The sequence below is a fragment of the Planococcus sp. 107-1 genome, assembly GCF_021513255.1.
Lineage (GTDB): Bacteria > Bacillota > Bacilli > Bacillales_A > Planococcaceae > Planococcus.
Genome location: NZ_CP090977.1, coordinates 3,315,140 through 3,340,476, shown reverse-complemented (window position 1 = coordinate 3,340,476; position 25,337 = coordinate 3,315,140). Strand labels below are relative to the sequence as shown.

The 25,337-nt window shown below is 44.8% G+C and carries 26 protein-coding genes, 3 pseudogenes, 1 riboswitch and 1 other annotated feature; of the genes and pseudogenes, 13 read left to right on the top strand and 16 right to left on the bottom strand.

What is annotated here, in order from left to right:
• Nucleotides 1-293: 293 nt before the first annotated feature.
• A complete protein-coding gene (locus L0M13_RS17425) occupies nt 294-1,064 on the top strand; it encodes a TerC family protein (RefSeq protein WP_235197676.1) in 771 nt (256 codons plus the stop codon).
• Between the two features lie 61 nt (nt 1,065-1,125).
• Here L0M13_RS17425 and L0M13_RS17420 read toward each other — a convergent pair whose 3' ends face one another.
• The 7 genes and pseudogenes from L0M13_RS17420 to L0M13_RS17390 form a co-directional block, all read right to left on the bottom strand.
• A complete protein-coding gene (locus L0M13_RS17420) occupies nt 1,126-1,440 on the bottom strand; it encodes a DMT family transporter (RefSeq protein ID WP_235197675.1) in 315 nt (104 codons plus the stop codon).
• On the bottom strand, nt 1,440-1,781 hold the full coding sequence (locus tag L0M13_RS17415) for a DMT family transporter (protein ID WP_235197674.1): 342 nt from the start codon (nt 1,779-1,781) through the stop codon (nt 1,440-1,442). Before L0M13_RS17415 ends, L0M13_RS17420 begins: the two co-directional genes overlap by 1 nt.
• A gap of 61 nt (nt 1,782-1,842) precedes the next feature.
• Nucleotides 1,843-1,941: riboswitch (guanidine-I (ykkC/yxkD leader) on the bottom strand.
• A gap of 81 nt (nt 1,942-2,022) precedes the next feature.
• Nucleotides 2,023-2,634, bottom strand: a complete 612-nt coding sequence (locus L0M13_RS17410; protein WP_235197673.1) for an FMN-binding negative transcriptional regulator — start codon at nt 2,632-2,634, stop codon at nt 2,023-2,025.
• Between the two features lie 13 nt (nt 2,635-2,647).
• Nucleotides 2,648-3,166, bottom strand: coding sequence for a spermidine/spermine N(1)-acetyltransferase (locus L0M13_RS17405; RefSeq protein ID WP_235197672.1), 519 nt, complete (start codon nt 3,164-3,166; stop codon nt 2,648-2,650).
• Nucleotides 3,167-3,189: 23 nt separating this feature from the next.
• Nucleotides 3,190-3,641, bottom strand: a pseudogene (locus tag L0M13_RS17400) (MarR family winged helix-turn-helix transcriptional regulator).
• A 126-nt stretch (nt 3,642-3,767) separates the two neighbouring features.
• Nucleotides 3,768-4,358 (bottom strand): hypothetical protein, encoded by a 591-nt coding sequence (locus tag L0M13_RS17395; RefSeq protein ID WP_235197671.1) that lies wholly within the window; start codon nt 4,356-4,358, stop codon nt 3,768-3,770.
• 77 nt (nt 4,359-4,435) lie between these two features.
• On the bottom strand, nt 4,436-5,230 hold the full coding sequence (locus tag L0M13_RS17390; protein ID WP_235197670.1) for a YtvA family blue-light photoreceptor: 795 nt from the start codon (nt 5,228-5,230) through the stop codon (nt 4,436-4,438).
• A gap of 230 nt (nt 5,231-5,460) precedes the next feature.
• On the opposite strand from L0M13_RS17390, the gene L0M13_RS17385 reads away from it, so the two are divergent.
• From L0M13_RS17385 to L0M13_RS17365, 5 genes and pseudogenes are all read left to right on the top strand, one after another.
• Nucleotides 5,461-6,039, top strand: a complete 579-nt coding sequence (locus L0M13_RS17385) for a DeoR family transcriptional regulator (RefSeq protein WP_235197669.1) — start codon at nt 5,461-5,463, stop codon at nt 6,037-6,039.
• An 88-nt stretch (nt 6,040-6,127) separates the two neighbouring features.
• Entirely contained in the window at nt 6,128-7,507 is a 1,380-nt protein-coding gene (locus tag L0M13_RS17380) for a PepSY-associated TM helix domain-containing protein (RefSeq protein ID WP_235197668.1), read from the top strand.
• An 18-nt stretch (nt 7,508-7,525) separates the two neighbouring features.
• Nucleotides 7,526-7,996: a FixH family protein gene (locus tag L0M13_RS17375; RefSeq protein ID WP_235197667.1), complete on the top strand. Its 471-nt coding sequence runs from the start codon at nt 7,526-7,528 to the stop codon at nt 7,994-7,996.
• A gap of 254 nt (nt 7,997-8,250) precedes the next feature.
• Nucleotides 8,251-9,373 (top strand): annotated as a pseudogene (proB, locus tag L0M13_RS17370) (glutamate 5-kinase).
• Nucleotides 9,374-10,636, top strand: coding sequence for a glutamate-5-semialdehyde dehydrogenase (locus L0M13_RS17365; protein WP_235197666.1), 1,263 nt, complete (start codon nt 9,374-9,376; stop codon nt 10,634-10,636).
• A 160-nt stretch (nt 10,637-10,796) separates the two neighbouring features.
• Here L0M13_RS17365 and L0M13_RS17360 read toward each other — a convergent pair whose 3' ends face one another.
• On the bottom strand, nt 10,797-11,210 hold the full coding sequence (locus L0M13_RS17360) for a DUF4395 domain-containing protein (protein ID WP_235197665.1): 414 nt from the start codon (nt 11,208-11,210) through the stop codon (nt 10,797-10,799).
• A 196-nt stretch (nt 11,211-11,406) separates the two neighbouring features.
• On the opposite strand from L0M13_RS17360, the gene L0M13_RS17355 reads away from it, so the two are divergent.
• Nucleotides 11,407-12,408, top strand: coding sequence for an EAL domain-containing protein (locus tag L0M13_RS17355; protein WP_235197664.1), 1,002 nt, complete (start codon nt 11,407-11,409; stop codon nt 12,406-12,408).
• A 41-nt stretch (nt 12,409-12,449) separates the two neighbouring features.
• Here the strand turns inward: L0M13_RS17355 and L0M13_RS17350 are convergent.
• From L0M13_RS17350 to L0M13_RS17335, 4 genes and pseudogenes are all read right to left on the bottom strand, one after another.
• Nucleotides 12,450-13,458 (bottom strand): annotated as a pseudogene (locus tag L0M13_RS17350) (FecCD family ABC transporter permease).
• Nucleotides 13,455-14,453 carry a FecCD family ABC transporter permease gene (locus tag L0M13_RS17345; RefSeq protein ID WP_235197663.1) on the bottom strand — a complete coding sequence of 333 codons (999 nt, stop codon included), beginning with the start codon at nt 14,451-14,453 and terminating at the stop codon, nt 13,455-13,457. The pseudogene L0M13_RS17350 and the gene L0M13_RS17345 overlap by 4 nt, the downstream one beginning before the upstream one ends.
• An 85-nt stretch (nt 14,454-14,538) precedes the next feature.
• Nucleotides 14,539-15,465 carry an iron-hydroxamate ABC transporter substrate-binding protein gene (locus L0M13_RS17340; RefSeq protein ID WP_235197662.1) on the bottom strand — a complete coding sequence of 309 codons (927 nt, stop codon included), beginning with the start codon at nt 15,463-15,465 and terminating at the stop codon, nt 14,539-14,541.
• A gap of 3 nt (nt 15,466-15,468) precedes the next feature.
• A complete protein-coding gene (locus L0M13_RS17335) occupies nt 15,469-16,260 on the bottom strand; it encodes an ABC transporter ATP-binding protein (protein ID WP_052649651.1) in 792 nt (263 codons plus the stop codon).
• Nucleotides 16,261-16,393: 133 nt separating this feature from the next.
• Here L0M13_RS17335 and L0M13_RS17330 point away from each other — a divergent pair, with 133 nt between their 5' ends.
• A complete protein-coding gene (locus L0M13_RS17330; RefSeq protein ID WP_235197661.1) occupies nt 16,394-17,443 on the top strand; it encodes an NAD(P)/FAD-dependent oxidoreductase in 1,050 nt (349 codons plus the stop codon).
• 41 nt (nt 17,444-17,484) lie between these two features.
• Here L0M13_RS17330 and L0M13_RS17325 read toward each other — a convergent pair whose 3' ends face one another.
• The 3 genes from L0M13_RS17325 to L0M13_RS17315 all read right to left on the bottom strand — a co-directional run bounded on the left by L0M13_RS17325 (nt 17,485) and on the right by L0M13_RS17315 (nt 19,602).
• Nucleotides 17,485-18,684 (bottom strand): MFS transporter, encoded by a 1,200-nt coding sequence (locus L0M13_RS17325; protein ID WP_235197660.1) that lies wholly within the window; start codon nt 18,682-18,684, stop codon nt 17,485-17,487.
• Nucleotides 18,681-19,076 carry a MarR family winged helix-turn-helix transcriptional regulator gene (locus tag L0M13_RS17320; RefSeq protein WP_311195592.1) on the bottom strand — a complete coding sequence of 132 codons (396 nt, stop codon included), beginning with the start codon at nt 19,074-19,076 and terminating at the stop codon, nt 18,681-18,683. Before L0M13_RS17320 ends, L0M13_RS17325 begins: the two co-directional genes overlap by 4 nt.
• Before the next feature lie 187 nt (nt 19,077-19,263).
• Nucleotides 19,264-19,602: a heme oxygenase gene (locus L0M13_RS17315; protein ID WP_235197658.1), complete on the bottom strand. Its 339-nt coding sequence runs from the start codon at nt 19,600-19,602 to the stop codon at nt 19,264-19,266.
• Nucleotides 19,603-19,759: 157 nt separating this feature from the next.
• Between L0M13_RS17315 and L0M13_RS17310 the strand changes: the two genes are divergently transcribed.
• From L0M13_RS17310 to L0M13_RS17300, 3 genes are all read left to right on the top strand, one after another.
• Nucleotides 19,760-20,572 (top strand): PP2C family serine/threonine-protein phosphatase, encoded by an 813-nt coding sequence (locus L0M13_RS17310; RefSeq protein ID WP_235197657.1) that lies wholly within the window; start codon nt 19,760-19,762, stop codon nt 20,570-20,572.
• An 11-nt stretch (nt 20,573-20,583) separates the two neighbouring features.
• Nucleotides 20,584-21,141: a GNAT family N-acetyltransferase gene (locus tag L0M13_RS17305; protein WP_235197656.1), complete on the top strand. Its 558-nt coding sequence runs from the start codon at nt 20,584-20,586 to the stop codon at nt 21,139-21,141.
• A gap of 76 nt (nt 21,142-21,217) precedes the next feature.
• Nucleotides 21,218-22,075, top strand: coding sequence for an AraC family transcriptional regulator (locus L0M13_RS17300; RefSeq protein ID WP_235197655.1), 858 nt, complete (start codon nt 21,218-21,220; stop codon nt 22,073-22,075).
• Between the two features lie 47 nt (nt 22,076-22,122).
• Here L0M13_RS17300 and L0M13_RS17295 read toward each other — a convergent pair whose 3' ends face one another.
• Nucleotides 22,123-22,602, bottom strand: a complete 480-nt coding sequence (locus tag L0M13_RS17295; RefSeq protein ID WP_235197654.1) for an RDD family protein — start codon at nt 22,600-22,602, stop codon at nt 22,123-22,125.
• Nucleotides 22,603-22,720: 118 nt separating this feature from the next.
• Nucleotides 22,721-22,976, top strand: a binding site (T-box leader).
• A gap of 61 nt (nt 22,977-23,037) precedes the next feature.
• On the opposite strand from L0M13_RS17295, the gene L0M13_RS18660 reads away from it, so the two are divergent.
• Nucleotides 23,038-24,231, top strand: coding sequence for an MFS transporter (locus L0M13_RS18660; RefSeq protein ID WP_311195591.1), 1,194 nt, complete (start codon nt 23,038-23,040; stop codon nt 24,229-24,231).
• Between the two features lie 323 nt (nt 24,232-24,554).
• Complete coding sequence (locus L0M13_RS17280; protein WP_235197653.1) at nt 24,555-25,295, top strand: MerR family transcriptional regulator; 741 nt, start codon at nt 24,555-24,557, stop codon at nt 25,293-25,295.
• The last annotated feature ends 42 nt before the right edge of the window (nt 25,296-25,337 follow it).

Below are 25,337 nucleotides of genomic sequence, written 5' to 3'. Positions count from 1 at the left end.
AAGTCAAGAAATCGCTGGACAGTAAAGCTTCTTCTTTAGAAAAATGACTGTGCCATAATTTAGACAAATGTGATGATTCATCATGTTTAAAGAGATGCTATACTAACCGTACAACTCAATAGACTTTGACTTTATGTCAAAGGGGAGTAGCTATAGGGAAACCTATTTCACAGTCGTCATTACATGGTTCGTAGCCATCGGTTGTGATAGCAAACAATTTTGCTTAGCAAGACCTTTGCCTTTTATTAGGCAAGGGTCTTTTCTGTTGGTAAAAATTAGGAGGAGGATGAAAGATGGAAGCAATTTTATTGGAATATTTATGGGTGCTGCTCGTACTGGTAGCACTGGAAGGGTTATTGGCGGCCGATAATGCGGTGGTCATGGCGGTCATGGTGAAGCATTTGCCGAAAGAGCAACAGAAAAAAGCGTTATTCTACGGTCTTCTAGGAGCGTTTGTCTTCCGCTTTGCGGCATTGTTCATGATTACATTGTTGGTAGACGTTTGGCAGATTCAAGCGCTTGGGGCAGCGTACCTGCTGTTTATCGCCTTTAAGCATATTTACGATCAGCGAAAAGGGAAAGACCACACAATTGAGCCAGAAGCGACAAAAGGCTCCGGTTTCTGGATGACAGTATTGAAAGTCGAATTGGCGGATATCGCTTTTGCGATCGATTCCATGTTGGCAGCAGTCGCTCTGGCGATTACCTTACCGCATTTGGATTTATTCGGCGTCCGTGAAATTGGCGGCATCAACTCCGGGCAATTTGCAGTGATGCTAGCGGGTGGATTGGTCGGACTCGTCATTATGCGATTTGCTGCCCATAAATTCGTTAAACTATTGGCGAACTATCCGCAATTAGAAACGACGGCCTTTGTCATTGTCGGGTGGGTGGGCGTCAAATTGACTGTCCTCACTCTGGGACATAAAGAGCTTGAGATCATCCCTTATGAATTTGCCCATTCGACAGAATGGAAACTGATTTTCTGGGGAGTCCTACTCGGAATTGTAGCAGTCGGCGCGTTGATCAGTGTGAAAAAGAAGAAACAGGAACAAGCGCAATAAATAACTGTATAAGAAATGAAAAGAAGGCAAAGTCTACTGCAGACTTTGCCTTCTTTTCCGTTTAAGAAACCAATTTCAATCCGACAGCTGCCCCCAATACCAGCGCAATGAAGAAAATCCGTTTCCAGTCTTTTGATTCGTTGTAAAAAAGCATTCCGAGAATAGCGCCGCCGGATGCACCGATGCCGGTCCAGATGGCATAAGCGGTTCCCATCGGCAAAGTTTCCATCGCGTAGGCCAAAAAGACAAAGCTTGCCCCGAACCCTAAAACGAGTAGAACAGCGGACTGCCAATTGCGGTCCTGATGCAGTTTATTGATCATTGAGACACCGAACATTTCACAGATGCCAGCTAGTATTAGTGCTGCCCAAGCCATTACGAATCGCCTCCTTCGTGTTTTGCATCAGGGGTTACGAGCTTCAGCCCGATGACGCCAGCCAGCAAAACGCCGACCAAAATCAACTTCTCGATTTTTAGCGGTTCATCGAATAATAGAATGTCTGAGAGAACCGTCCCAGCGGTGCCAAGCCCGACAAATACTGCATAAACTGTTCCGACGGGCAGCTTCCGGCCAGCCATAATCATCACGGTAAAACTGATGATGATCGCAATGACCGTAATCGTCCATTCCAAAAAATTATCCGCATGCTTTAATCCGATGACCCAAACCACTTCAAAAACAGCTGCTAGTATGACTTTTAACCAATTTACATTCATGATTGCTTCCTCCTTTTGGATAATAAAAATAAAAAAAGCCCGGGAGAACTGTAAAAACAGTTTCTCCCAGGCTTTTGTCCTTCCGTGGCATAGCAAAAGCTATGAGTTTTCTCTCGGACCAGGCCAGCACGGAGGCTGCGGAACCCTAGAAAACATTTCCGATATGCAGTTAATTCAAAGCTTACTTTATTTAGAACGATGTTTCAATCCAAAAGGGTTGAGGGGACAGAAAAAGCTGCGCTCAACGTTTCTTTTCCATCACATGTGCCATTTCCTGAGAAGCAGCTGACTTTTCTTCCTGCAATTTTTGAACGATGTTCCGGTAATCTGCTTCATTGCGATTTTGGCTGAGTTTATTGGCAGCCTGGATTTCGGTCACACGGATCTTAAAACCGACGATGCCTTTCAGTTCTTTTTCGAGCAATTCAGGAGACAAAGTATCCCAGAGTACAGCGTGTTCGCGGTGTTTCTCGTATTTATTCAAAAGCTCCGATAAGTCGTGCTCCAATTCTTGTCCGGAAAGAATTTGCGGCGTTCCGTAAATGTGGACAGACTGATAGTTCCAGGTCGGAACATTTTCCTGTTCGTACCAGGAAGAGGAGATATAGGCGTGCGGCCCTTGGAACATAGCGAGCACTTCCTCCGTATGTTCGAATGTCCGCCACTGGGGGTTTCCATAAGCCATATGCCCGGTTAAATAATAGTCTTCCTGTTCTTTTGTAAACTGGAAAGGGAGGTGGGTGGCAATGGGCCGTCCTTTTCTCGTGGTGACGAGCGTTCCAAACGCGTGCTGCTGGAGAAACCCATGGACTTCTTCGAAATCGTTGACTTTAAACTGTTTTGGAATATACATAGCGTTCCGCCTTTCACGAAAGGGTTTTGGTCATGATCAAATCGATTTGCTCGTCATCTCCCATAAAGAATGAATGCGCACCTGTCTGGACGAATCCTTTTTTCTGATAAAAGCCGATGGCATTTTCGTTATCTTCCCAGACGCCAAGCCAAATTTTCTTTTTCCCTAATTGCAGCGCCAGGTCGATCGCTTTTTGCAGCAATTGTTTGCCGAGCCCATGTTTGTGGAATTTTGTTCTGACGTAAATCCGCTCGATTTCAAGCGCATCTTCGTCCGATTCTTCTGTCTGGGCTGATCCGGTATTGATTTTCAGATAGCCGGCAATATCCTGGCCGCTGTAGACGAAAAAGAAGTGGGAGAACGGATTCGCCAACTCCTTTTGCAATTGTTCTAAATTATAGGCTTTTTCCAGGTAAGCCTGCAAATGTTCGGGCGAATTCTGCTCCTGGAATGTATCCGTGAAGGTTTCAATACTGATTTTCTGAAGCTCCTGCAAATCTTCTAAGGTGCATTTTTGTATAATTGCTGTCATCGGGCCGCCACTCCTTTTCCAAATTAATAAATTCGTTTATGTCCTTTTTTCACGAATTCCCAATCTTTTTCTACATTTTTTCGGATACGTTGAAGCAAGGAAAACGCCATTTCCTTCTCTTCTTCTGAAAATCCATCCATGGCCATACGATCCGAATGGATATTTTCCTTTTTGATAAAAGGATAAGCTGCTTTACCTTTTTCAGTAGGAAACAGCTTTTTCGTTTTTTTATTCTGCGGGTCTTCGCGCTTCTCGATAAAACCGTTAGCTTCCAGCTTTTGAACGGCGCGGCTGCGGTGGAGCGGTCAACTTTAATCAGTTCCAGCAACTTTTCCTGAATGATGCCGGGATGTTCACAAATCCGGACCAGATAGAGGTATTGCCCTTTTGTCAGGTTCAATTCCTTGAATTCGATATTGCTGATGGAATCCAATGCTCTGGAAATCATCCCAATTTCCCGAAGAATTTCTTTCATGGCTGCCGCCTTTCTTTTTATTGCAAATGCAACAAAAAATACGTTAGATTCAATTTAATTCATTTTAAGATCAATTGCAATCGTAATCTTATTTTTTATGAATTAATAATCAAGCAAAAAATCCAGTCAGTCTTCCCAATAAAAGAAAGCATCAAGTATCAAGTAATCCTTCGGCTTGCGATAAAGGGTAGGAATCCGGCTCTTAAATGGGAGAAGTTCGACAAGCTTTTCCGCTTCCATTTCTTCGTAGCCAAATTCTCTCAATGCTTGGGACAATTGAGAGGCAAGAGGCTTTAATTTCTCCGGCACGTTTAATCGTTCTGGTCCGTCCAGAAGTGAGCCGTATGCTCCGCTGATTTCTTCACTTGTCCTTCTGTCGGTGGTTCGATAGCGGATATCTCCACCCAAAATGGCTGCGGGTGCCAATCGGCATATATCAATAATCAAGCCTTCTCTTTTTTCCTCACGGATCGTTGCTTTTTCTTGAATGACAGAAACATCCTCATTTCGATAACAGAAAAACTCCACAAAAGAAGCGTAGCCGCTGCCGAAATGATTCCATTCGGCTTCGCACACCACATGTGGAATCCTGCAGATCCGGTGGAACAAGCGGTTAATATGGGCGTTGACTTCCTTTTCGTCCCGAGTATCGTATGGGAATTGATTGCTGATGATTTTTCCGGCGATCAATTGTTGCAAGTCGTCGTTTGAAAACATAAACAGCCTCCTTAAAAATAAGCCTTAATCCTTCGTTGGTTGCGAAAGGATTAAGGCTTCTGATTTATCTAGTTGTTTTAGTTGTTCAGTTTTCCGTTAGCTCCCATCACGGTTTCGATCGCTTGCTGAACGGTCGAGAACGTCCGAAGGGAATGCTCAGGTGCTTGCATGCTGGAGATTTCAATAGCAGTCTTTGGTGTGATTCCGGTAATATACAAAGTTCCGCCCATTAGGCGAAGGACATCCTGAATCATCAAGAGGCGGGCAAATAAGAAACTTTCTTCCCAGATGACGCCGGAAATATCAATGATAATATGGCGAGTCGCATTCTTTTGGACATATTCACTTAATTTTTCAGTCAGAACAGTAAAACGCTCTTCATTCATCTTGCCGACTAGTGACACAGCACCCAAGTTTTCGTGGATGGGTAAAATCGGCAGCAGCAGGCGATTGATTTCATCCTCTTTTTCTGCGAGCAGAAGGCGTTGATATTCTTCAGTTGAAACATCCGTCTGGGTCCCGATGAAGTACAGATGGTCTTCAACAGTGACAGGCTCAATGTTCAAACGATTCCAGAAAGCTGAGCCGTCTTTTCTGAAATTCTTTATAGTCACAGTAGTTTGCTCTTTGTTGGCAATGGCATCTCTTAATTGCTGAATCGCTGCTTGATCCGTTTCCGGCCCTTGCAAGAAGCGGCAATTGTGTCCGATCGACTCTTCGCGGGAGTAGCCGGTCAGTTTTTCAAAAGTCTTATTCGTATAAATGATCGGGTTATCTTGCTGTTGCGGGTCTGTCACCACAGTTGCTACTCGACTGCCATTCAGCATGGCTTCAAAAATAGCGATTTGTGTTTCAGGGGTTAAATTTTTCATGAAGGTTACTCCAGTCTATTGTGGATTCTCATACTGTTTTCAACTATTTCAATTTTATAGATAAATTGAATTCTACAGAATGTGAGTGGTTTCAGCAAACCGGAAACAAGAATTTGTGAATGTTCATCATAAATTCACATTTATTAACAAGAAGTGCTAGTTCTTTCTTAACCTTTCTTTTAAGATGAAACTTAAGAGCAGAAAATATAAATGAGAAGAGGGACAAAGCCATGCTTCCTATTGAACGGCAACAACAAATTTTAGACTGGTTAGAAAAAGAAGGGCCATTAAAAGTTTCCGCCATCAGCAGTCGCTTAGGCATCTCAGAAATGACCGTCTACCGCGATATACAATCACTCGTTGAAGAGCAGAAAGTGGAAAAGACGTCGAACGGGGTAGCGCTAAAAGCAGCGGTTTCCGCTACGGCAGATACGTGTTCTTATTGTTTTAAAAAAGCGGATACGCGCTTAGCGTTCCAACTGATCAAAACGAACCATCAGGTAGAACAGGCTTGCTGTGCTCATTGCGGGCTGCTGCGTTATCGCGACATCGCTGATGAAGTGGCCTACATCATCGGCAAAGATTATTTAACGGATACAACCTTCAATGCGAAAATGGGGACTTTTTTAATGAACGCGGAACTTAAACTCAATTGCTGTGAACCACAATTGATCCCGTTTGCAAACAGCAGCCAGGCAGATCGCTTCCAGCTTGGGTTCAGCGGTGAGAGTTATCCCTTTGAAGAAGCGGTGGAACGCTTAGCCAAAGAGATGGGCGGCGGACATTGCTGCAGCAAAAAAGAGATCTAAAACGGGATTTCTTCCGTTAGATAAAGTAAAAAATCAAACTGCAGGAATTCACCGGAAATCCGTAAGTTTCTGAAATGAGGAAAACCAAATGGAAGAAAACAAAGAACAAAAAGGTATTTCTGGTGCACAAAAAAGTTCAAAAAATAATCAGCTCCATAAAACCATTTGGCGTTGGCATTTTTATGCGGGCATTATCTTTGCACCGATTCTCGTACTATTGGCCGTGACAGGGTCCATTTATCTTTTCAAGGCGGAGATTGAGAATGTACTGTACGCGGATTATTACCAAGTGGAGCCGCAGGGCGAGCAAGTATCCGTTTCGGCGCAGCTAGAGGAAGTGCAGGCTTTGTATCCAGGGGCAATTGTCACCAAATATCGTCCCGGAGAAGATGAAGCGCGATCCAACGAAGTGACGGTCAGTTCAAATGGAGAATCGCTTACAGTATTCATGGATCCTTATACGGGCAAATCGGTTGGTGAATTAAAAGACGACGACCGGATCATGGATAAAATCGAGGAGATTCATGGGGAGCTGATGACCGGTAAGATTGGCGACCGCATTGTAGAGTTAGCTGCCTGTTGGACGATTGTGCTCATGGCTACAGGCTTTTTCCTGTGGTTTCCGAAAAAGCGGAAAGGCTTCGGCGGCGTATTATTTCCCCGCTTTGGAAAAGGCAGAAAAATCCTTCGGCGCGATTTACACGCCGTCCCGGCTTTTTGGTTAACGGGCGGTCTGCTGTTTCTAGTAATGACCGGCTTGCCGTGGTCCGGCTTTTGGGGAAACAATTTCCAAGCCATCATCACAAATTCCGGTGAAGGCTATCCACCGTCAGTCTGGATCGGGGATGCCCCGTCTTCAGACATCGAGACCCAGGAAATTGCAGAAGTTCCATGGGCAGCAGAAACATTGGATGTCCCGCTTTCATCTGTGCAGGGACTGATTCCCATGCCAATAGATAAAGTAGTGGAAATTGCAGATCAGCAAGGAATCTATCCGGGATATTCGATTTTCATACCGCAGGAGCAAGACGGGGTTTACACCTTATCAGTCTTCCCGCCGAAAGCACAGGATGAAGCGACGATGCATATCGATCAATACTCAGGTGCTGTTTTGGCCGATTATCGGTATGACAATTACGGAATCATCGGAAAAATAGTGGCATGGGGAATTACACTTCATAAGGGATCGCAGTTTGGATTGGTTAACCAGTTAATCAGTTTAATTATCTGCCTAGGGGTGATTTTCACCGTTTTCACCGGCATTTATCTTTGGTGGAAGCGCAAACCGAAAAAGGGGTCAGGCGCTCCTAAAGCACCGGCCATCTTCAAAACAAAACCATTCTTGGCGCTAATGATCGTATTGGGGATTCTATTCCCATTGGTCGGATTGTCGATCCTGATTGTTTGGCTTGTGGATTGGGCAATCATCCAGCGCGTGCCTGCAGTTAAACGATGGTTGAATGCTTAGTGAAAGAGGGAGATCCAGATGAAATCAATTCGTTTACTGCTGTTGTTCTTTAGCAGTTTGTGCATTCTTTCCGCTTGTTCTGCAAGCGAGGATGCGGCAGACTTATATAAAAAAGAAAAGCCGCTCCAAGTGGAAGTCGATATGCCGGAACCGCTATCGGCAGAAACCACACAGACAGTCAAAGCTGTATTAAAACAAGATGGAAAACCGGTGGAAGGCGCCGGGTTTGTCCATTTTGAAATTTGGAAACAGGATCATTCAATCCGTTATCCAATGGAAGAAGCGGCAGAAATCGGAAATGGCGTCTACCAGATGGATATCCGATTTAAAGAAGATGGCCTGTATTACCTGGAAGTCCATGCCGGCAACGAAGGTTCGCTGGTCAGCCCGGTCTGGCAATTCATTGTTGGTGAATTGTCCGAACAGGAGATGGAGAGCTTGAAGCAAGGTGCTCCAACTCAGCAGGAAGTTCCGGGACGCCATCATTGAAGGTGTTTTGCTGCGAATTCAACAATTCCATTTCTACGAAAGCCTGAGAAAGTCATTCTCGGGCTTTTATTATGCATTGAAAAAGAATAAATATACATAACAGGTAAATTGAAATTGTCGAAAAGCCAGAAAATAAAAGAAATAATCCGAAATGATTTCTAGTATATTGTTGACTAAAAATTCAATATAACGCATAATAATGCTATTATTCTTTTTCGGAAAAGTCTCGGAATACAAACAGGTGGTGTCGGTGCGTGAAAAAGAAAAGAATCATAGTGAAAATCGGCAGCAGCTCGCTGACGAACAAAAATGGGGGCCTGTGCCTGGAGAAATTGCAGGAACACGTCGAGGCGCTTGCCCGGTTAAAAGAATTGGGCCATGATGTAATTTTAATTTCGTCTGGGGCGGTCGCGGCCGGTTTTACTGATCTTGGCTATACAACGCGTCCGGTCAGCATTGTCGGAAAACAGGCGGCGGCTGCTGTCGGCCAAGGGCAATTGCTGCACGCCTATTCTCAGGAATTCAAAAAACATGAAATCGTGTCAGCCCAATTGTTATTGACTAAGCAGAACCTGCTGGCCAAAGACCTTTACCAGAATGCGACAGCGACTTTAACCGAATTATTAAAACGCAATGTGCTGCCGATCATCAATGAGAATGATTCGGTATCCGTAGACGGCCTCACATTTGGAGACAACGATATGCTGTCGGCGCTTGTCAGTGGATTGGTACAAGCACAGATGCTCATCATTCTGACGGATGTAAACGGAATTTACCGGGATGACGCGCGTGAATCCGGAAGCCGGAAAATATGAGTTTTTGTCGGAGATTCCGGATGAGCTGATCAAAGCCACGTCCAGTGAAGGTTCACTGGTGGGAACCGGCGGCATGAAATCCAAAGTCGAAGCGGCACAAACTGCTTTGGCACTTGGAGCGCGAATTTTCATCGGTACGGGTTCTGGCAGCGATAAACTCGTGCAGATTCTTGAAGGCAATGGCGATGGCACATACATCGGCGACGATCCGCAGGCGACGGTCAAGAATTCCAAACAATGGCTCGCGCTCCATTCGATGCCGACAGGAAAAATCGAAGTGGACGACGGAGCAGCGCTGGCAATTTCAGCGCAAGGAAGAAGTTTGCTGCCGGTAGGCATTACAAGAATTGGCGGCCGCTTTAACGCGGATGATGTTGTCGAAGTCTTAAATCCAGCCGGCGAAGTAATCGGCAGAGGGCAAGTGAATTTCTCTTCGGAAGATTTAGCGGAAATTAAAGGGTTGTGCAGCGAGGAAGCCCGAGTCATTACGAAGACGGGAAAAAGGCAAGTCGTCATCCATCGAGACCAGTGGTTCAGCGCTACCCGAAAGGAGCAGTTGTGAATGAGTGGAATTCTTCAGAAAACCAATGACCTTTTAGAAAAAGCAGCGCTTGCCAAAAAAGCGGCTGCTGAAATGGCCAAACAGTCCACTGACGCAAAAAATAAAGCTTTGTTGCTGATGGCGAGTCAACTGTTGGAAGAACAGGATTTTCTTCTGGCTGAAAATGAAAAAGACATCGCTGCCGGCAAGCTTGCAGGAATGAGCGATTCGCTGATTGACCGGCTCCGATTGGATGCAAACCGTTTAAAAGATATAGCGGATGCGCTGGTTTTATTGACCAAATTAGAGGACCCGGTTGGAGAAGTGCTTGAATCATGGAAGCAGCCGAACGGTCTCGAAATGACCAAAATCCGTGTGCCGCTCGGTGTCATTGGCATGATTTATGAAGCGCGCCCTAACGTGACGGTCGATGCATCGAGCCTTTGCCTGAAGACAGGGAATGCTGTGGTGCTTCGCGGCAGTTCAACTGCCATCCATTCCAATAAAGCTTTGGTTGCCGTCATTCACCGGGCGCTGAAAAGAAGCGAATTGCCGGTCGAGGCGGTTCAATTGATCGAAGATACCAGCAGGGAAACCGCATCCGATATGTTCAAGCTGAATTCTCACTTGGATGTCTTAATCCCAAGAGGCGGTGCTAAATTGATCAAGACAGTGGTGGAAAACTCTACCGTTCCCGTTCTGGAAACAGGAGCGGGCAATTGCCATGTTTATATTGATGAAACGGCGAATGTGGAGATGGCTATCGCCATTGCACTGAATGCGAAAACGCAGCGTCCATCCGTCTGCAATGCGTGTGAAACGATTTTAGTGGAGAAAAATTGGGCGGCTGCCCATCTTGGAAAGTTGATTGAAGCCTTGCAGGAAAGAGAAGTCGTGATTCATGGCGATTCTTTTGTGCAGCAATGGGGACAAGTGATTCCGGCAACGGAAGAAGATTGGGGGACCGAATACCTCGGTCTTGAAGCTTCAGTGAAAGTGGTGGATACAGTGGAAGAAGCGATCCGGCACATCAATTCATACGGCACCAAACATTCGGAAGCCATTATCTCAGAAGCCCCTGGAAATGTTGAAAAGTTCTTTATGGAAGTAGATGCAGCGGCAGTCTATCACAATGCTTCTACGCGTTTCACGGATGGCTTTGAATTCGGTTTCGGCGCAGAAATCGGCATCAGCACGCAAAAATTGCATGCACGGGGCCCTATGGGGCTGCCAGCTTTAACATCGACGAAATACTTGATTAAAGGCAATGGCCAAACAAAATAAGTGTATGAAAAAGGAGTTGTCCCAAAAGTAATTTGGGACAACTCCTTTTTTGCGACGAAGCTAGCGCAGCGATGCAGGAGCAATAGTATAATCACACGCTTTATTAGAAAAGAAGGGGCTGTCCAATAAGTCTTTATTTGACTTATTGGACAGCCCCTTTTTAATTTGCCGCTTTCGTGCGATGATGCTTCCACATCATATAACGGTAGCGGATGGTACAGCCGATGCAATATCCGAGGAGGGCCACGCCTGCTGCAACCACGACCATGATGCTAAAAGCATAGCCTATTATGGTAAGGCCAAAAGCGAAAAATGCCAGCGACAAGCCAAGGCAGATTGTCGCAATCCATTGGTTGAACAATTGCTGGTCTCTGTCTTCCTGAATATAAGACATGGGAGGATTTTTCAAGAATCGTTTGCTGAAGCGGATGACCGGATTGGATTTTGTAGCCAGAGTATAGACGCCGACTGCAAAAGGAAGAAGCAAAATCGCTTTATGGAAAATAAGAGCTATTATTACGGTTAAAACGATAAAAGCTTGATTGGTTTGCACAAGCGGTTTTGGAATGGTCAAGAAGAGCCCTCCTTTTTTTATTATTATACCAGGTCGTTTACTCGGAATAAAAGACTTCCATCCTATTTATCTTCTCAATAGTAAAAGATTTTGCTTTAAATAAATATTTCCTGCAAGTTAGGTACAAAATACTTTCTTTAATTAGGTATTTTGAAGTAGACTCAACTTATACACGAAAAAAGGGGGCCATCCTAATTTGGAATGCAATAATTGTTCCGTTAATGAATTGAAGTATGAGATTAAAGTCGAAGGCGAATTGAATCAGTCGATTCTGCCGCAAGTCATTGACCATTTAATGAGAAGAGATATAGAAGTAAAAGAAAAAGAGCAGGGCATCGTTATTCCGGAATCCGGCGCGAAAGAATTCATGGATTTTTGTGAGCACTTCATGGTGACGGAGCAAGTCGAATTCCGTATCAACAAAGAAGAGTGGAAGCCGTTTTCTCAAATTGAAACCGTCATGGATATGCAATGGATCGATAACGTCATCAAAAAAGAGTTGATCACGTGCCATTATCAGCCGATTGTCGATGCAAGAGGAAACGTGTTCGCTTATGAAATGCTCTCGCGCTTCAAGAACGAAGACGGTTCGATGATTTATCCGAATGAAATTTTCCCGGCTGCGAAAAGCCGCGGCCGCTTATACGCGCTTGACCGGGTGTGCAGGATGACCGCTGTGAAATATGCAGCTAAACTTGCAGATAAAAAAGCATTCATCAATTTCATTCCGACATCGATTTATTCTCCAGAATTTTGCCTGCGTTCTACGACGCTTTTGGCAAATCAATTGGACGTGGATCCTAAGCAATTGGTATTTGAAGTCGTGGAAACGGAACAAGTCGACGATTTGGATCATTTAAAGAAAATCCTTACCTACTACAAAGAAAAAGGCTTTAATTACGCCTTGGATGATGTGGGCGAAGGGTTCAGTACGGCGGAAGTATTGGCTGAGCTGAAACCGAAATACATGAAGCTTGATATGCAATATGTACAAGGCGTCGCCGAGGAAACTGGCAAGCAAAAAGTTGCCTTGTCATTCCTGGAAAAAGCGCTTGCTGTGGGTTCTGTGCCACTGGCTGAAGGGGTGGAAACCGAGGAAGACTTCAATTGGCTGAAAGAAAAAGGCTATGAATTATTCCAAGGCTATTATTTCGGCAAACCGGAAGCGGAACCGAGAACGGAACTCGCATTTGCATAAAATCAAAAAAGCACTTGGGAAGCGGCCGCTTCCCAAGTGCTTTATTTTTTAAGCAATAAATACATAAAATACGGTGCACCGATCAGAGCAGCGACAATTCCAGCTGGAATGCCCGTAGGTTCTAAAACATTCCGGCCGATCGTATCTGCCAAAAGCAGCAGCCAGCCGCCGATTAAAATAGCGAGCGGCAGTGCCAATTGATTGCGCGGACCGATTAATGATTTAGCGATGTGCGGTGCCATCAGTCCGATAAAAGCAATTCCGCCCGTAACCGATACAGCAGAAGCTGCTAAAGCCACAGCGGCAAGCAGCAGCACAATCCGTTCTTTCTCGATGGAAAGGCCAAGGCCGATGGCGACAGGTTCGCTAAGGCTCAGCATATTCAGCTTATTCGCTTTGTATAAAGTGAAAGGGATCAAAATGAGCAGCCAAGGCAGTAATGCCCAGATAAACGGCCAATCGGCCCCCCAGATATTGCCGGCAAGCCAGCTTGCGATGAAGTCGACTTTTTCCCCGCTCGGTAGAGGATATCAGGACAATCATGACACCTGACAAAGCTAGGGAAAAACCGATCCCTGTCAATACGAGGCGAACAGGCTGCAAGCCCGTCTGGCGGCTATAAGAAAACACATAAATCAGTACAGCTGTAAGCAAGGCGCCACAGAATGCCACAACCGGCATCAAGTAAACGAAAGAACCGGCTTCAACTGGGATGAACAAAAAGAACACAGCAATGGCAACGCCAGCACCGGAGTTGATGCCGATAATGCCGGGATCTGCTAAGTCATTCCGCGTCACTCCTTGGAGGATGGCACCAGATAACGCAAGAGCCATGCCGGCGAGCAAAGTGATCAAAATGCGCGGCAAGCGGATAGAGAATAAGATGAAATCCTCTTTGAATGTTCCGTTTCCAAGAAAAGCGGGCAACAGTCGGTCAATCGGGATGGAAGAATAGCCTAAACTGAGTCCCAGAACAATCGTGGTAAGGATCATAGCCAAGAGAATTATCATAAGTATGCGTTGTTTTCGCAATAAGGCAGGTTGCATCATGAGAAAGCTCGCCCTCCTTTACGGACAATGAATAAGAAGAACGGCAAGCCGAAAATGGAAACGATGGCAGCGACCGGCGTTTCGAAAGGCGCATTGATCGTGCGTCCAAGCAAATCTGCAAACAGCATAAAAATAGCACCGGCAATGGCAGACATCGGGATGATGAAACGATAATCGGTTCCGACAATCGCACGGACGATATGCGGGATCATCAAACCGATAAAGGCCATATTTCCTGCAAGGGCCACTGCGGCCCCGGCTAAAATGGTGATGCCAAAAAACAGCACGGCTTTGATCAAGCCTGTTTTTTGCCCAAGGCCGATAGCTGTTTCTTCGCTTAAACTTAAAATCGTCAATTGTCTGGCAAGGATCATGGCGATAATCAATCCAACGGCGATAAACGGCACGACGATCTGCAATTGTCCCCAGGAAGTGCCGATTAAACCGCCTGCAGTCCACATGGAGACGTCTTTTGAAATTTTAAAGTAAAGGCCGATGCCTTCCGCAATAGCGGCAAGGAAGGCCGACACAGCGGCTCCCGCAAGGACAATGCGAAAAGGCGAAAAGCCGCCGCGCTTGGATGCACCAAGGCCGAAAACGATGCCGGCGCCAGCCGCTGCTCCGATAAAGCAGGCAACCGTAATCCAGAAATAATTTGCCGCAGGGATGAAGGCAAGCGTTAAGGCCAAAGCAGCGTTAGCGCCCGCTGTAAGTCCGAGAAGTCCGGGATCCGCTAGGGGATTCCGGGTCATTCCTTGCATCATGGCACCGGAAACCGCAAGAGCGGCACCAACAACAATAGCGGCTAATTCACGCGGCAGGCGAATTTCCTGGATAATGGCAATGCTGTCATTCGAGGCATTCGAGAAGAGGGCAAGCCAAACATCTTTCAGGCTGATATCTGCTGCACCAAAGACGATAGAAGCAACGAACATGATGATGAATACAGCGAGGCTGATTATTATTTTGATTGAAAAAGACATTTTCCCGGGCATAGTCTACCATCATTTCTGTTATAGAGTGAAAAGAGGGATTCTCATAAGCAGAATCCCTCTTTTTTGTATGGTCCAGATTCTAAAATTACTTGCCTAAAAAATTCTCCAAGAAGAACTCAAGCTGATACTCTAATGAAATGGGGTCATTAAAGTAAAATTCTTTTGCATTGGCTTCAAATACTTGGCCGTTTTTAACAGCAGGCGTATTTTTGAACAAATCGGTTTCTTCAAATGAATTATCTTGCTCGCTGTCTTTACTGAAGATGACATAATCACCCATGTATTCAGGAAGCACTTCCTGAGACAATGCATAGAATCCATCAGCTAATGCCATTTCTTTTACTTTTTCAGGCATTTTCAATTTCATTTCCTGATAAAGGATTTCTGTGCCGCGGCCCCAGTTATCCCCGAAAACGTATAATTGCTTATCAAAATTTTCGATGACCGAAACTGTAGCGTCTTCGCCGATTTCAGCACGGACTTCTTCTCCAGCTTCCTGAGCGCGTTTTTGGAAATCTTCAATCCACGTTTTTGCTTCTTCTTCTTTATTCAACAGCTTGCCAATCTCTAAATGCTGATCAAGGTAGCTGAGTTTGCCGTATGTGAATGTCACGGTTGGAGCGATTTCTTCTAGTTTATCGATATTGTTGATCGTAGACAAGCCGATAATCAAATCGGGATCCAATTCGATGATTTTCTCAAGGTTCTGGTCGGTCACTTCTTCTACGCCTTCCAGATCTTTATCGAAACGAGGGTTCATCTTCGACCAAGAATCAACGCCAACTAAAGGCACGTCAAGCGCCATAACATCACCGGCGTATGTAGACAGCACGATGACACGTTGAGGATCTGCAGGTACTTCGACAGGTCCGTTTTCAGATTCAAATGTGATGGTTCCAGAATCCTCTTCCGGTTTCTCTGCCGCATTTTCATCTTTTGCTTCATCATTTCCGCATGCTGCCAGCAGCATGACAACGATCAGTAAAAATGGAAGGATTAATTTCTTTAACATGATTCAAGCCCCTTTTATTAAGTTATAAGTAATGCACATCGGTTTTTGCGTTCGCGGATCCAGGCCGATTTCTGCGTCGATTCGGAACACTTCTTTTAACACAGGTTGTGTGATGATTTCATGGCAATTTCCTGCTTTCACCACTTGGCCGTCTTTCATCGCAATGATATGGTCGGCGAAGCGGGCAGCCTGGTTTAAATCATGGAGCACCATAACGATAGTGCGGTGCTGTTCGCGGTTCAACTTTTCAAGAAGTTCAAGGATTTCCAGCTGATGGGCCATGTCCAGATAAGTGGTCGGTTCATCGAGGAAAATCATTTCCGTTTCCTGGGCGAGTGCCATCGCAATCCAAACGCGCTGGCGCTGTCCGCCTGATAAAGCATCTACCGGGTGGTATTTAAAGAATTGTGTGCCTGTGACATCCAATGCCCAATTGATGATTTCATAGTCTTTTTTCGAAAGGCGGCCGAATCCTTTTTGGTAAGGGAAGCGTCCGTAAGAGACCAGCTCTCCAACGGTCAATCCATTGGCGCTTTCCGGCGTCTGGGGAAGAATCGCCATCTTTTTCGCCAATGCTTTGGTGCCTTCCTTGGCAATATTGCCGCCATCCAATACAACAGAACCTGATTGATGGGAAATAATGCGCGTAATCGTTTTCAGAAGCGTCGATTTGCCGCAGCCATTCGAACCGATAATTGTTGTGATTTTTTTATCCGGAATTTCAATGCTTAAGTCTTTTACGATTAATCGCTCACCATAACTTACATTCAAATCCTCTGTAAAGAGACGAACCATAATGAAGGCCCTCCATTTCTCAAAAATTTATTAACAAATCAATTGATAATGATTATCATTTTCGGTACAATACATACTATAAGATGAAATTTTTTCAATGTCAATTGAAAATATGTGAAACGGGAGTGATCACGTGAGGGAACAAGAGGTTTTCGACGTAACGATTATTGGTGGGGGTCCGGCTGGATTGTATTCAGCTTTCTATAGCGGGTTGAGAGAGATGAAAGCGAAACTGATTGAATATCAACCGCAATTAGGCGGAAAGATTCATGTCTATCCTGAAAAAATGATTTGGGATGTTGGCGGCCAAATGCCGATTCAAGGAGCGAAGCTCATTGACCAACTGGTTGCCCAAGGACTGACTTTCAATCCCGAAGTCGTGCTGAATGAAAAAGTTGAAATGATTTCACGCAATGAAAAAGGGCTGTTCGAATTAACAGGCTCTTCAGGTGAAATCCATCTCTCAAAAACCGTAATCGTTGCAGTCGGCGGCGGAATCTTGAACCCTCAGAAACTCGAGATCAAAGGTGCAGAACGTTTCGAGGTCTCAAACTTGAATTATACAGTAAAATCCCTGGAACGGTTTAAAGATAAGGTTGTCTTAATTTCCGGCGGCGGCAATTCCGCAGTGGATTGGGCAAACGAATTGGAGCCGATTGCTGAAAAAGTTTTCGTCACATACCGAAAAGGTGAGTTGGCTGGCCACGAAGCGCAAGTTAAACAATTGATGAACAGCTCAGCCCATTGCCTCCTGAATACCACCATCACAAAATTGATCGCTTCGGACGGACGGGATGCGATTGAGTTGGTGGAACTGACAAACCAGGAAAACGGCGAGGTTTCCTTATTGCCGATTGACGAAGTAATCATCAACCATGGCTATGAACGGGATGCGACCTTATTGGAAGAAAGCGATCTGGATATTGAAATTGCTGACGGCTATTACATCTCAGGCAACGCCAACAGCGAATCATCGGTTCCAGGGCTTTACGCAGCAGGCGATATTCTGCAGCACCCCGGGAAACTGAACCTCATTGCCGGCACTTTCCAAGATGCAGCGAATGCGGTCAATAAAGCGAAGAAATACATCGAGCCGGATGCAAACGGCATCGCGATGGTTTCCTCGCACAACGACGTCTTCAAGAAACGCAATAAAGAGCTTGTCAAACAAATGATGTCTTAATATAGAAGAGGTTCCTCGAGATGAGGAACCTCTTTTTTTATTTATTGAAGAATGGTTGTGCGGTTGGTTCGGTGTTCTTTTATGCCGTGCAGGAAGTAATACAGAACGGCAAAACCAAGTGCTGCAAAAGCTAGAATGACGTACATGGAACTATAGCCGATCAACGGAATGATGAAGCCCAAAACATAAGGCCCAAAACCGAGTCCGGCATCCATAAAGATGAAGAAGGTCGAAGTTGCCAGCCCCATCCGATGCGGCGGCGTCAATTTAACGGCCACGGCTTGAGTCGTGGACTGCATGTTCCCGAAGCCGAGACCGATCAATGCACCCGAAAGCAATAACGTAACGCTATTGCCCGCGGTGCTGAGCAATAGCAAGCCGGCGGCGAAAAGGATAAAGGCTGGATACATGACATAATTGGCTCCTTTGATATCCATCAAACGCCCGGTAAAGGGACGGGAAACCAACACCGCTAATGCATAAACCACAAAGAAAAAGCTGGCGGCGTCGACCAGGTCAATTTCAATGGCATAGAAATTGATGAACGATAGGACGCTTGAATAGCAAAGGCCGACCGCTAACGTAATGACGGCAATTGGAACCGCTTTTGGTTCCAGGAAGTTCGAAAGCTTAAAGCCTTTAGAGTCGTCTCCTTTTGGCGCTTCTTCCAATGGCGGAACTTGCACTAATAAGGAAATCAGGAAACTGATGACGCCTAAAGCAAGGCAAAGCGCAAAGATGGTTTCAAAGCTGGTGCGCTGGCTCATGAACAGCCCGATAAATGGTCCGATGGCCGTTGCCATGGTGGCGCTCATACTGAAATAACCGATCCCTTCCCCTTTACGCGACATCGGAATGATTTGCGCGACAATTGTTCCGGCAGCTGTGCTCGCTAAACCGAGTGTCATGCCGTGCAGCAACCGGGTGACGATGAGGAACGCAGTCCCGAGATGCACGAAGTACAAGAGACTGGTGGCTGTAAATAGGATGAGCCCGATGATCAAGGTCCGTTTGCGCCCGATCTTATCGATATAGCGTCCGATAGCAAGACGCCCGATTAATGTCCCGATGATGAAGATGCCGGTTACGAGGCCGGCTTCACTTGTAGTGGCGCCATATTCTTTAACTGCAAAAGTGGCAATGGTGACCATCAATAGATAGAAGATAAGAATGAGGAAAAAATTGATTCCGGAAGCGGCGATAAAGTTTTTTGTCCATAATTTAGGTTTGTTTTCGTTCATTTCGCTGACTCCTTATTGATTAAATTCATACGGATCGCTTTCATCGATTCGATGATTAGCTGTTGAGTATCTTCAGGAATTCCTTCAAGAATTTCCTGTTCGAACTTATCGATGGTCACCCGTACTTTCTTGTAGACTTTGGTGCCTTCAGCTGTCAGCTGCATGCGTTTTTCCCTGCGGTCTTTGCCGGGGATGTGATCGACATAGCCCAATTCTTCCAAACGGCTGACTGTGCGTGTCATGGTCGGTTTCTCGACGCGTTGGTAATGCGCAAGTTCAACAAGGGTGGATGGGCCTTCATTGACCAAGTAATAAAGAATGGTCCATTGGGCTCTATGTAAACCATGCTTGCCAAGCTCCTGGTTCAGCTGGCTTTCGAATGGTCGGTACATTAACATGTATTGCTGAAAAAATTCCTGAAACGTTTTGATCGGACTCACTCCTTTAGTTAGTTCGGCTAATGGTTAGCTTAGGTAACTAAATAACAATAACAAATTAAAATAAAGTTGTCCAATAGACAAGACCAATAAAAAACGATCCGCCTCTTACAAAAGCAAGAGGTGGATCGTTTTTTTCGTCTTATTCAGCTGGTGCTGCTTCAATTGATGAAGCCACTTTTGTGATGACCAGTTCGCTGCCAAGCATTGGAGATTCTTTTGGAGCTTCGCTGGAATCGGCTTCTGGGCGTTTATGGGACTCTTTGAAAGCGTCGCTGTTTTTCCAAGCGTCAAAACTTTCAAGGTCTTCCCAATACATGTTCACATTCAGCTCATCGTATTCAGTCAAGTTTTGTGTAATCGTCACTTCGACTTTTACAAAACCTTTCATTTGCTGCAAAGCTCCTGGGCGAGTGAAGTTCGGCGCCATTCTTTCGGCAAAGCCGGGTTTCATTTTAATGCGGTTCGTTACGATATACATGAGGCAGATCTCCTTTAATATGATTTGTTTTCGTTTTTCTATTCGTTTCTATTATAACGAAGCGATAAATAGGAATCTATTATTTGCATGAGGCCATATACCAATAACCGGTACGTGCCTTATAATTGTAAGAATATTGTCACGGGGAGCTGCAGATATGAGAAAAGTTGAAGAACGTATCAAGTGGACAGGCAATGAATATTCTTTCGTTAATGAGCCGGATGTAACGGAGTTTAAGGATCTGGTTCTTGGGCGTTTTGGCGGCAACTCGTCGGCAGGGCAGTATAAGAACGAAGACGGCTGCCTAATATGGGCAGATGGCGACAAGCAATGGGAATTCGTTCTGCTTCTGGATGCCCATAAAACAGCGGAGAGTGCAGAACTTGTTGCAAATTGGGTCCAGCAGGGCGAAACAGATTTGCATAAACTATTGAACCATAACATCCATACCGCCTATTTTAAGGAGTTGGAAAACTATTTCGTCTCCCTTTTTGAAGAAGCGCGATTTTTAGATGCTTGCAGGAGCGTTCAAGGAGAGACAGCATGTTTGATTGCGGTTCGAAAAGAAAAATACCTCTGGTGGTTTTCGGTCGGTGATTGCTTGCTGTATTTATTCCACCCTGAATTGATGAAGCTTGGCCAATATGCGGTAAATCAACGCCAGTTTTTTGAGTGGATCGGAGAAGCCAATACTTTCGGAAAGGCCGTTCCTTGCTACTCCAGCGGCACGCGTGAATTGCGGCAAGGGGAAAATCATGTATTCCTTACCACAGATGGTTTGGTTGAATGCCCTGGCCTTCCTTTTGCTGACCCAAAAGCGATTGCCAAAAGCTTTGAAGGGGCAACAAATGAGCAAGGCGTTAAAAAATTATTGAAAACGATACAGAAGCATGGCGTCAGAGACAGCACGACAATTGTATCCTGGAACATCAAGAGGAAAGAAACAGCTGCGATGCCGAGTGATCAATAGGAGGAGAGCGAATGGACGCTGAAAAGTTTTATGGAAAAATGCCAATTATTGAAACGGAAAGACTGATATTGAGGAGTTTAAGAGAAGGGGATGCAGAGGATTTGTTTGACTATGCTTCAGAAGCAAAAGTTTCACGTTTTATGCCTTGGGAAGCCCATAGAACCATTGAAGACTCCAAAGAATTCATCGCCTTTGTATTAAATGCGTACAAGCAAAAAAATAAACTGACATGGGCAATCGAATTGAAAACGGATGGAAAAATGATTGGCACCATCGATTTTGTAAAATGGCTGCCGAAACATTCACGGGGGGAAATCGCCTATACGCTATCGCACCGGTATTGGGGAAAAGGCTTTACAGCAGAAGCTGTAAAAGCACTGCTTGAATTCGGTTTTACAGAAATGCAGCTGAATAAAATTGAAGCACCGATTGTACCGGATAATTTCCAATCGCAGCGTGTCCTTGAAAAAGCGGGAATGAAATTTGAAGGCGTAGCGAGGCAGCATTTTCGGATAAAAGGGCAACTCGTCGACTTAGCGCAGTATTCGATTTTAAAAGAGGAATTTTGAAATGGTCTGAAGAAAGCACAAACGGACAGGAAAAACGCAAAAGATGCCGATAAGATGGAAGCAAGGGGTGAGCAATATGGGGTGGGTAGAATCTTTGCAGCAGGCAATCGATTACATGGAAGCGAATATAACGGAATCGATCAGCATGGAAGATATTGCACGCGAAGCGAATAGTTCGGTGTTCCACTTTCAACGGACATTCTCGATTTTGACCGATATGTCAGTAGGCGAGTATTTGCGGGGCAGGCGCTTGACTTTAGCTGCACATGAATTGGCGAGTACAGACCATAAAATCATCGATATCGCCTCTAAATATGGCTATGACACCCCCGAGGCTTTCACGAAAGCTTTTCGGCGACAGCACGGCGTCACGCCGAGCGATGCGCGAAAGCATGTAGGAGAGCTGAAATCCTATAATCGCCTGGGAATCCAGGTGAATCTGAAAGGGGCAAGTCCGATGAAGTACCGTATTGTGGAAAAGGAAAGCTTTCAGGCAGTGGGCATCAAGGAAGAGTTTTCACTGGTAGACGGAGAAAATATGCAAGGCATCCCGAAAATGTGGGAAAGAGCCAATGCCGACGGGACAAGTGATTTGTTAGCCGGCTTGAACAATGGAGAAATCAAAGGGCTGCTCGGGGTTTGCGATGGCAATACGGATGGCCAAAAAATGGACTATTGGATTGGTGCAGAGTCGACTGAAAAAGCACCGGCTAATCTAACGGCCATTAAAATACCCGCTGCAAAATGGGCGGTATTCGAAGTGCACGGCGCCATGCCGGAAGCCATGCCGATTGTATGGAAGCAAATTTTCTCGGAATGGTTTCCGTCAAACCAGTATGAACATGCACCGTCTCCTGAGTTGGAAGTTTATCCGGCTGGCGATGCTTATCGAGATGACTATTACTCCGAAATTTGGATCCCGTTGAAAAAATAAGAAAAGAAAAGCGGCTGGAGCTTCTCCAAGCCGCTTTTGCCATTCAATTATTTATAGACCACATATGAATTTGCAATGTAATCGTGAAGGCCGCGCTTTTTTTCATTGAAAGCGACCATAATGTAGCCGAAAAACAACAGAAAGCCGGAAGGGATATAGCCTAAATAACGGACTGCTGAACGGAGGAAGCTCATGCGCTGTCCATTAGCATCTACAACTTTAATGCCCATCGCCATTTTGCCGAACGTCGCTTGTTTTTTAGACGAGGTCAGAATTCCGTAGTATAGGATACCGGCTAAGGTAGTGAAAAGGAAACTGTACCATAAATAAGACGATGGAGCGGCAGCAGTATAGAGTTCATTAAACGCATTTTGCTGTGCTTGTATGGCATAGTATTCCTCTTCGGTCATGCCGGTTACTTGCTTGAAAATAAGTTTATCTGCAATGAAAATTGGAATGCCAAGAATAATTCCGTCAATTAGATTCGCAAAAAAGCGGATCCAAAATCCAGCGTAGTTTTTATTCATAAAAATACCTCATTTCGGATAGGTGTCTATTAACTTTAACATAATCTCCCATTACTGATAGGACGATTTTCATTTTTTTGTTTACTTTCCATTCTGTCAAATGCTATTATTAGCAAAATCAAATGCAATGAAGAGAAGAGTAAGTGAGGAATTTCTTCAAAGAGAGCCTTGTATGCTGAAAATGGGCAAGAACCATTCACTGAACCAAAACTCTGAGCAGCGCATCGGAACTGTTTTTCGGGGATGATGCGACAGGAGCTCCTGTTATCGGGCAAGAGTATAAGCAGTGAGAACTGCCGTACTTAATGAGCTTAATATGGCGACATATTAAAGGAACTGGAGTGGCACCGCGATTTTCGAATCCCGCCTCCAAGACAAACAGGTCTTGGAGGTGGGATTTTTTGCGTTTCATGAAAATCGAAAGGGTGGGTGCACATGGCTGAAACACGATGGAGAAATCCAGTAATTTTATTGATGAGCATTGGGATTGCGAATATCGGTGCCTGGATCTATTTAATCGCTTTAAATCTAACGGTGCTAGAAATGGCAGAGGGCTCCGCTTTCGCCGTTGCGGCATTATATGCCATTGCTCCTGCTGCCATGTTAGTGACGAACGGCTGGAGCGGCAGCGTAGTGGATCGGATAAATAAGAAGCGGCTGATGATCGGCTTGGATATTTCCCGGGCAATATTGATTGGGCTGCTGCCATTTATCCACTCACTTGAGATGATTTATTTATTCGTATTTTTATTGGGGATATTAAACGCCATTTTCGTACCTGCATCCATGGTGTATGTCAGCATGCTGCTGGCGCCGGAACAGCGCAAACGCTTCAATTCCTTTCGGAGTCTGGTGGATTCAGGAGCCTTTTTACTAGGTCCGGCAATTGCGGGAGTATTATTCGTCATAAGCACACCGGAAATAGCGATAGAGATAAATGCAGCCGCTTTGTTGGCATCCGGTCTGCTCGTAATGGCTTTGCCGAATTTAGAAGGAAAGAAAGCGAGAGGAGAAAATGCCGAATCGATCTCTTGGACTCTATTAAGAAAAGATCTTGCGATGGTCTTTGCTTTCAGCAAATCTAACCCTAACGTCGCGAGAGTGTATTTGATCTTCAGCGGAATGATGGTAGCTGCCACTGCTTTAGATTCAATGGAAGCGGCTTTTTCCACTGAAATCCTGCAGTTGGAAGAGGATGAATACGGATTTTTAGTCAGCATCGCGGAGCGGAATCATCGCTGGCTCCATTACGACAGCGATTTTTATAAAGAAGCTCGCAGTATCATTTCTTATGCAAATTGGTGCAGCGGGTACGGCTGGCGGATATTTGATTTATGCATTTTCATCGTCTTTCTGCGGTGCTGCAGCCGGTTTCTTTGTGTTGGCATTTGCCCTCGCATTTGCCAACACAGGCTTTCAGACTTTTTATCAAGAGCAGATTCCTGCAGAAGTGTTGGGGAGAGTATCCAGCATCTATGGTCTTGTAGAAGCGATGGGCATTATCGTCCTGACAATGGGATTCGGTTCGGTGTCTTATTTCTTTTCCATCCGGTTGGCTGTCATTATCGGTTGTTTCGGGATAGCAGCTATTGCACTGGTTCTTTGGCGGTTGGACTTTCCAAACAGTAGGGTGCAACAGTTGAATGCAGGAACTTCTTTGAAGAAATCATAGAAGCGGAAGGGCTTGTTGCTTCAAAAATCGGCCTATAAACCGTTCGTAAACATGTGTCCGAATCGGCGGACGTTCGTAAAGTATTTTGACACGTTTACGAACGCTCTTTTCGATCATTTTGGCCCTTTTTAAAGCGTTCGGAAAAGTGTACTTTTACGAACGCTTTCTAGACCAAGGATTCATATTCTTGTAAAATTCACAGAATAGTGTATGGCGCCTGTTGACTCTTCCGTTTACGGTAGAGTTATACTGAAAAGGAAAGAACTATCGGAGGTGTCTTATGTATAGTATTGGAAAAGTAGCAAAAGAATTTAACCTGACTGTTCGGACATTGCGCTATTACGATGAAATCGATTTATTGACACCTTCCCGAATTGCAGATTCAGGTTATCGTTATTATTCAAAAGAAGATATTCTAGTTCTGCAGCGAGTTATTGCCTTAAAGAAACTAGGATTTCAATTGGAACAGGTTAAATCTATTTTGAATGAAAATGACTGGGAGGATATTTTTGAAGAGCAATTGATTATTATTGCAAAAGAAAAAGCACACCTTGATTATTTGGAAAAAATGCTTAGGTTAACCCAGCAACTATCTTTTATTGAACAAGACATAAATTGGACCAACCTATTCCATTACATAGGACAAACGGAAGAAGATCAAGTTAAGCAAATGGCTTATTTGAAAGAATTCTTTAGTGAAAAAGAGAGGGAGGTTTTTAACAATCCCCTATTTCATATGGGTGAGAAGGAATCTATGGAAATAGTTTACTTATTGAGAATAGCCAGGGAACAGAAATATGAACATCCAAGCTCGATGAAATCTCAGACCTTGGCTAGAAAACTTGTTTTGTTTCTTGATGAGGCGTTTAACGGTGATAAAGAACTAATCGAAAAGTATTGGAGGCTACAAAAGGAAGCACCAGAAAAAGGCGGATTAATTTTGGTGGAAGAAAACGTAATTGAATATATTAATAAAATTATCGATTTTTACGAAGCAAATGAGTTTAAGAATGAGGAGTGAATTGAACAAAGGAAACGAGCGGAAGCCCTAAAGGCTGAGAGG

Excerpts from the sequence above, each read along its gene's own strand:
- L0M13_RS17425 (WP_235197676.1), top strand. The coding sequence starts at position 294 with ATGGAAGCAATTTTATTGGAATATTTATGGGTGCTGCTCGTACTGGTA.
- L0M13_RS17420 (WP_235197675.1), bottom strand. The coding sequence starts at position 1,440 with ATGGCTTGGGCAGCACTAATACTAGCTGGCATCTGTGAAATGTTCGGT.
- L0M13_RS17415 (WP_235197674.1), bottom strand. The coding sequence starts at position 1,781 with ATGAATGTAAATTGGTTAAAAGTCATACTAGCAGCTGTTTTTGAAGTG.
- L0M13_RS17410 (WP_235197673.1), bottom strand. The coding sequence starts at position 2,634 with ATGTATATTCCAAAACAGTTTAAAGTCAACGATTTCGAAGAAGTCCAT.
- L0M13_RS17405 (WP_235197672.1), bottom strand. The coding sequence starts at position 3,166 with ATGACAGCAATTATACAAAAATGCACCTTAGAAGATTTGCAGGAGCTT.
- L0M13_RS17395 (WP_235197671.1), bottom strand. The coding sequence starts at position 4,358 with ATGTTTTCAAACGACGACTTGCAACAATTGATCGCCGGAAAAATCATC.
- L0M13_RS17390 (WP_235197670.1), bottom strand. The coding sequence starts at position 5,230 with ATGAAAAATTTAACCCCTGAAACACAAATCGCTATTTTTGAAGCCATG.
- L0M13_RS17385 (WP_235197669.1), top strand. The coding sequence starts at position 5,461 with ATGCTTCCTATTGAACGGCAACAACAAATTTTAGACTGGTTAGAAAAA.
- L0M13_RS17380 (WP_235197668.1), top strand. The coding sequence starts at position 6,128 with ATGGAAGAAAACAAAGAACAAAAAGGTATTTCTGGTGCACAAAAAAGT.
- L0M13_RS17375 (WP_235197667.1), top strand. The coding sequence starts at position 7,526 with ATGAAATCAATTCGTTTACTGCTGTTGTTCTTTAGCAGTTTGTGCATT.
- L0M13_RS17365 (WP_235197666.1), top strand. The coding sequence starts at position 9,374 with ATGAGTGGAATTCTTCAGAAAACCAATGACCTTTTAGAAAAAGCAGCG.
- L0M13_RS17345 (WP_235197663.1), bottom strand. The coding sequence starts at position 14,453 with ATGCCCGGGAAAATGTCTTTTTCAATCAAAATAATAATCAGCCTCGCT.
- L0M13_RS17340 (WP_235197662.1), bottom strand. The coding sequence starts at position 15,465 with ATGTTAAAGAAATTAATCCTTCCATTTTTACTGATCGTTGTCATGCTG.
- L0M13_RS17335 (WP_052649651.1), bottom strand. The coding sequence starts at position 16,260 with ATGGTTCGTCTCTTTACAGAGGATTTGAATGTAAGTTATGGTGAGCGA.
- L0M13_RS17325 (WP_235197660.1), bottom strand. The coding sequence starts at position 18,684 with ATGAACGAAAACAAACCTAAATTATGGACAAAAAACTTTATCGCCGCT.
- L0M13_RS17320 (WP_311195592.1), bottom strand. The coding sequence starts at position 19,076 with ATGTACCGACCATTCGAAAGCCAGCTGAACCAGGAGCTTGGCAAGCAT.
- L0M13_RS17315 (WP_235197658.1), bottom strand. The coding sequence starts at position 19,602 with ATGTATATCGTAACGAACCGCATTAAAATGAAACCCGGCTTTGCCGAA.
- L0M13_RS17310 (WP_235197657.1), top strand. The coding sequence starts at position 19,760 with ATGAGAAAAGTTGAAGAACGTATCAAGTGGACAGGCAATGAATATTCT.
- L0M13_RS17305 (WP_235197656.1), top strand. The coding sequence starts at position 20,584 with ATGGACGCTGAAAAGTTTTATGGAAAAATGCCAATTATTGAAACGGAA.
- L0M13_RS17300 (WP_235197655.1), top strand. The coding sequence starts at position 21,218 with ATGGGGTGGGTAGAATCTTTGCAGCAGGCAATCGATTACATGGAAGCG.
- L0M13_RS17295 (WP_235197654.1), bottom strand. The coding sequence starts at position 22,602 with ATGAATAAAAACTACGCTGGATTTTGGATCCGCTTTTTTGCGAATCTA.
- L0M13_RS18660 (WP_311195591.1), top strand. The coding sequence starts at position 23,038 with ATGGCTGAAACACGATGGAGAAATCCAGTAATTTTATTGATGAGCATT.
- L0M13_RS17280 (WP_235197653.1), top strand. The coding sequence starts at position 24,555 with ATGTATAGTATTGGAAAAGTAGCAAAAGAATTTAACCTGACTGTTCGG.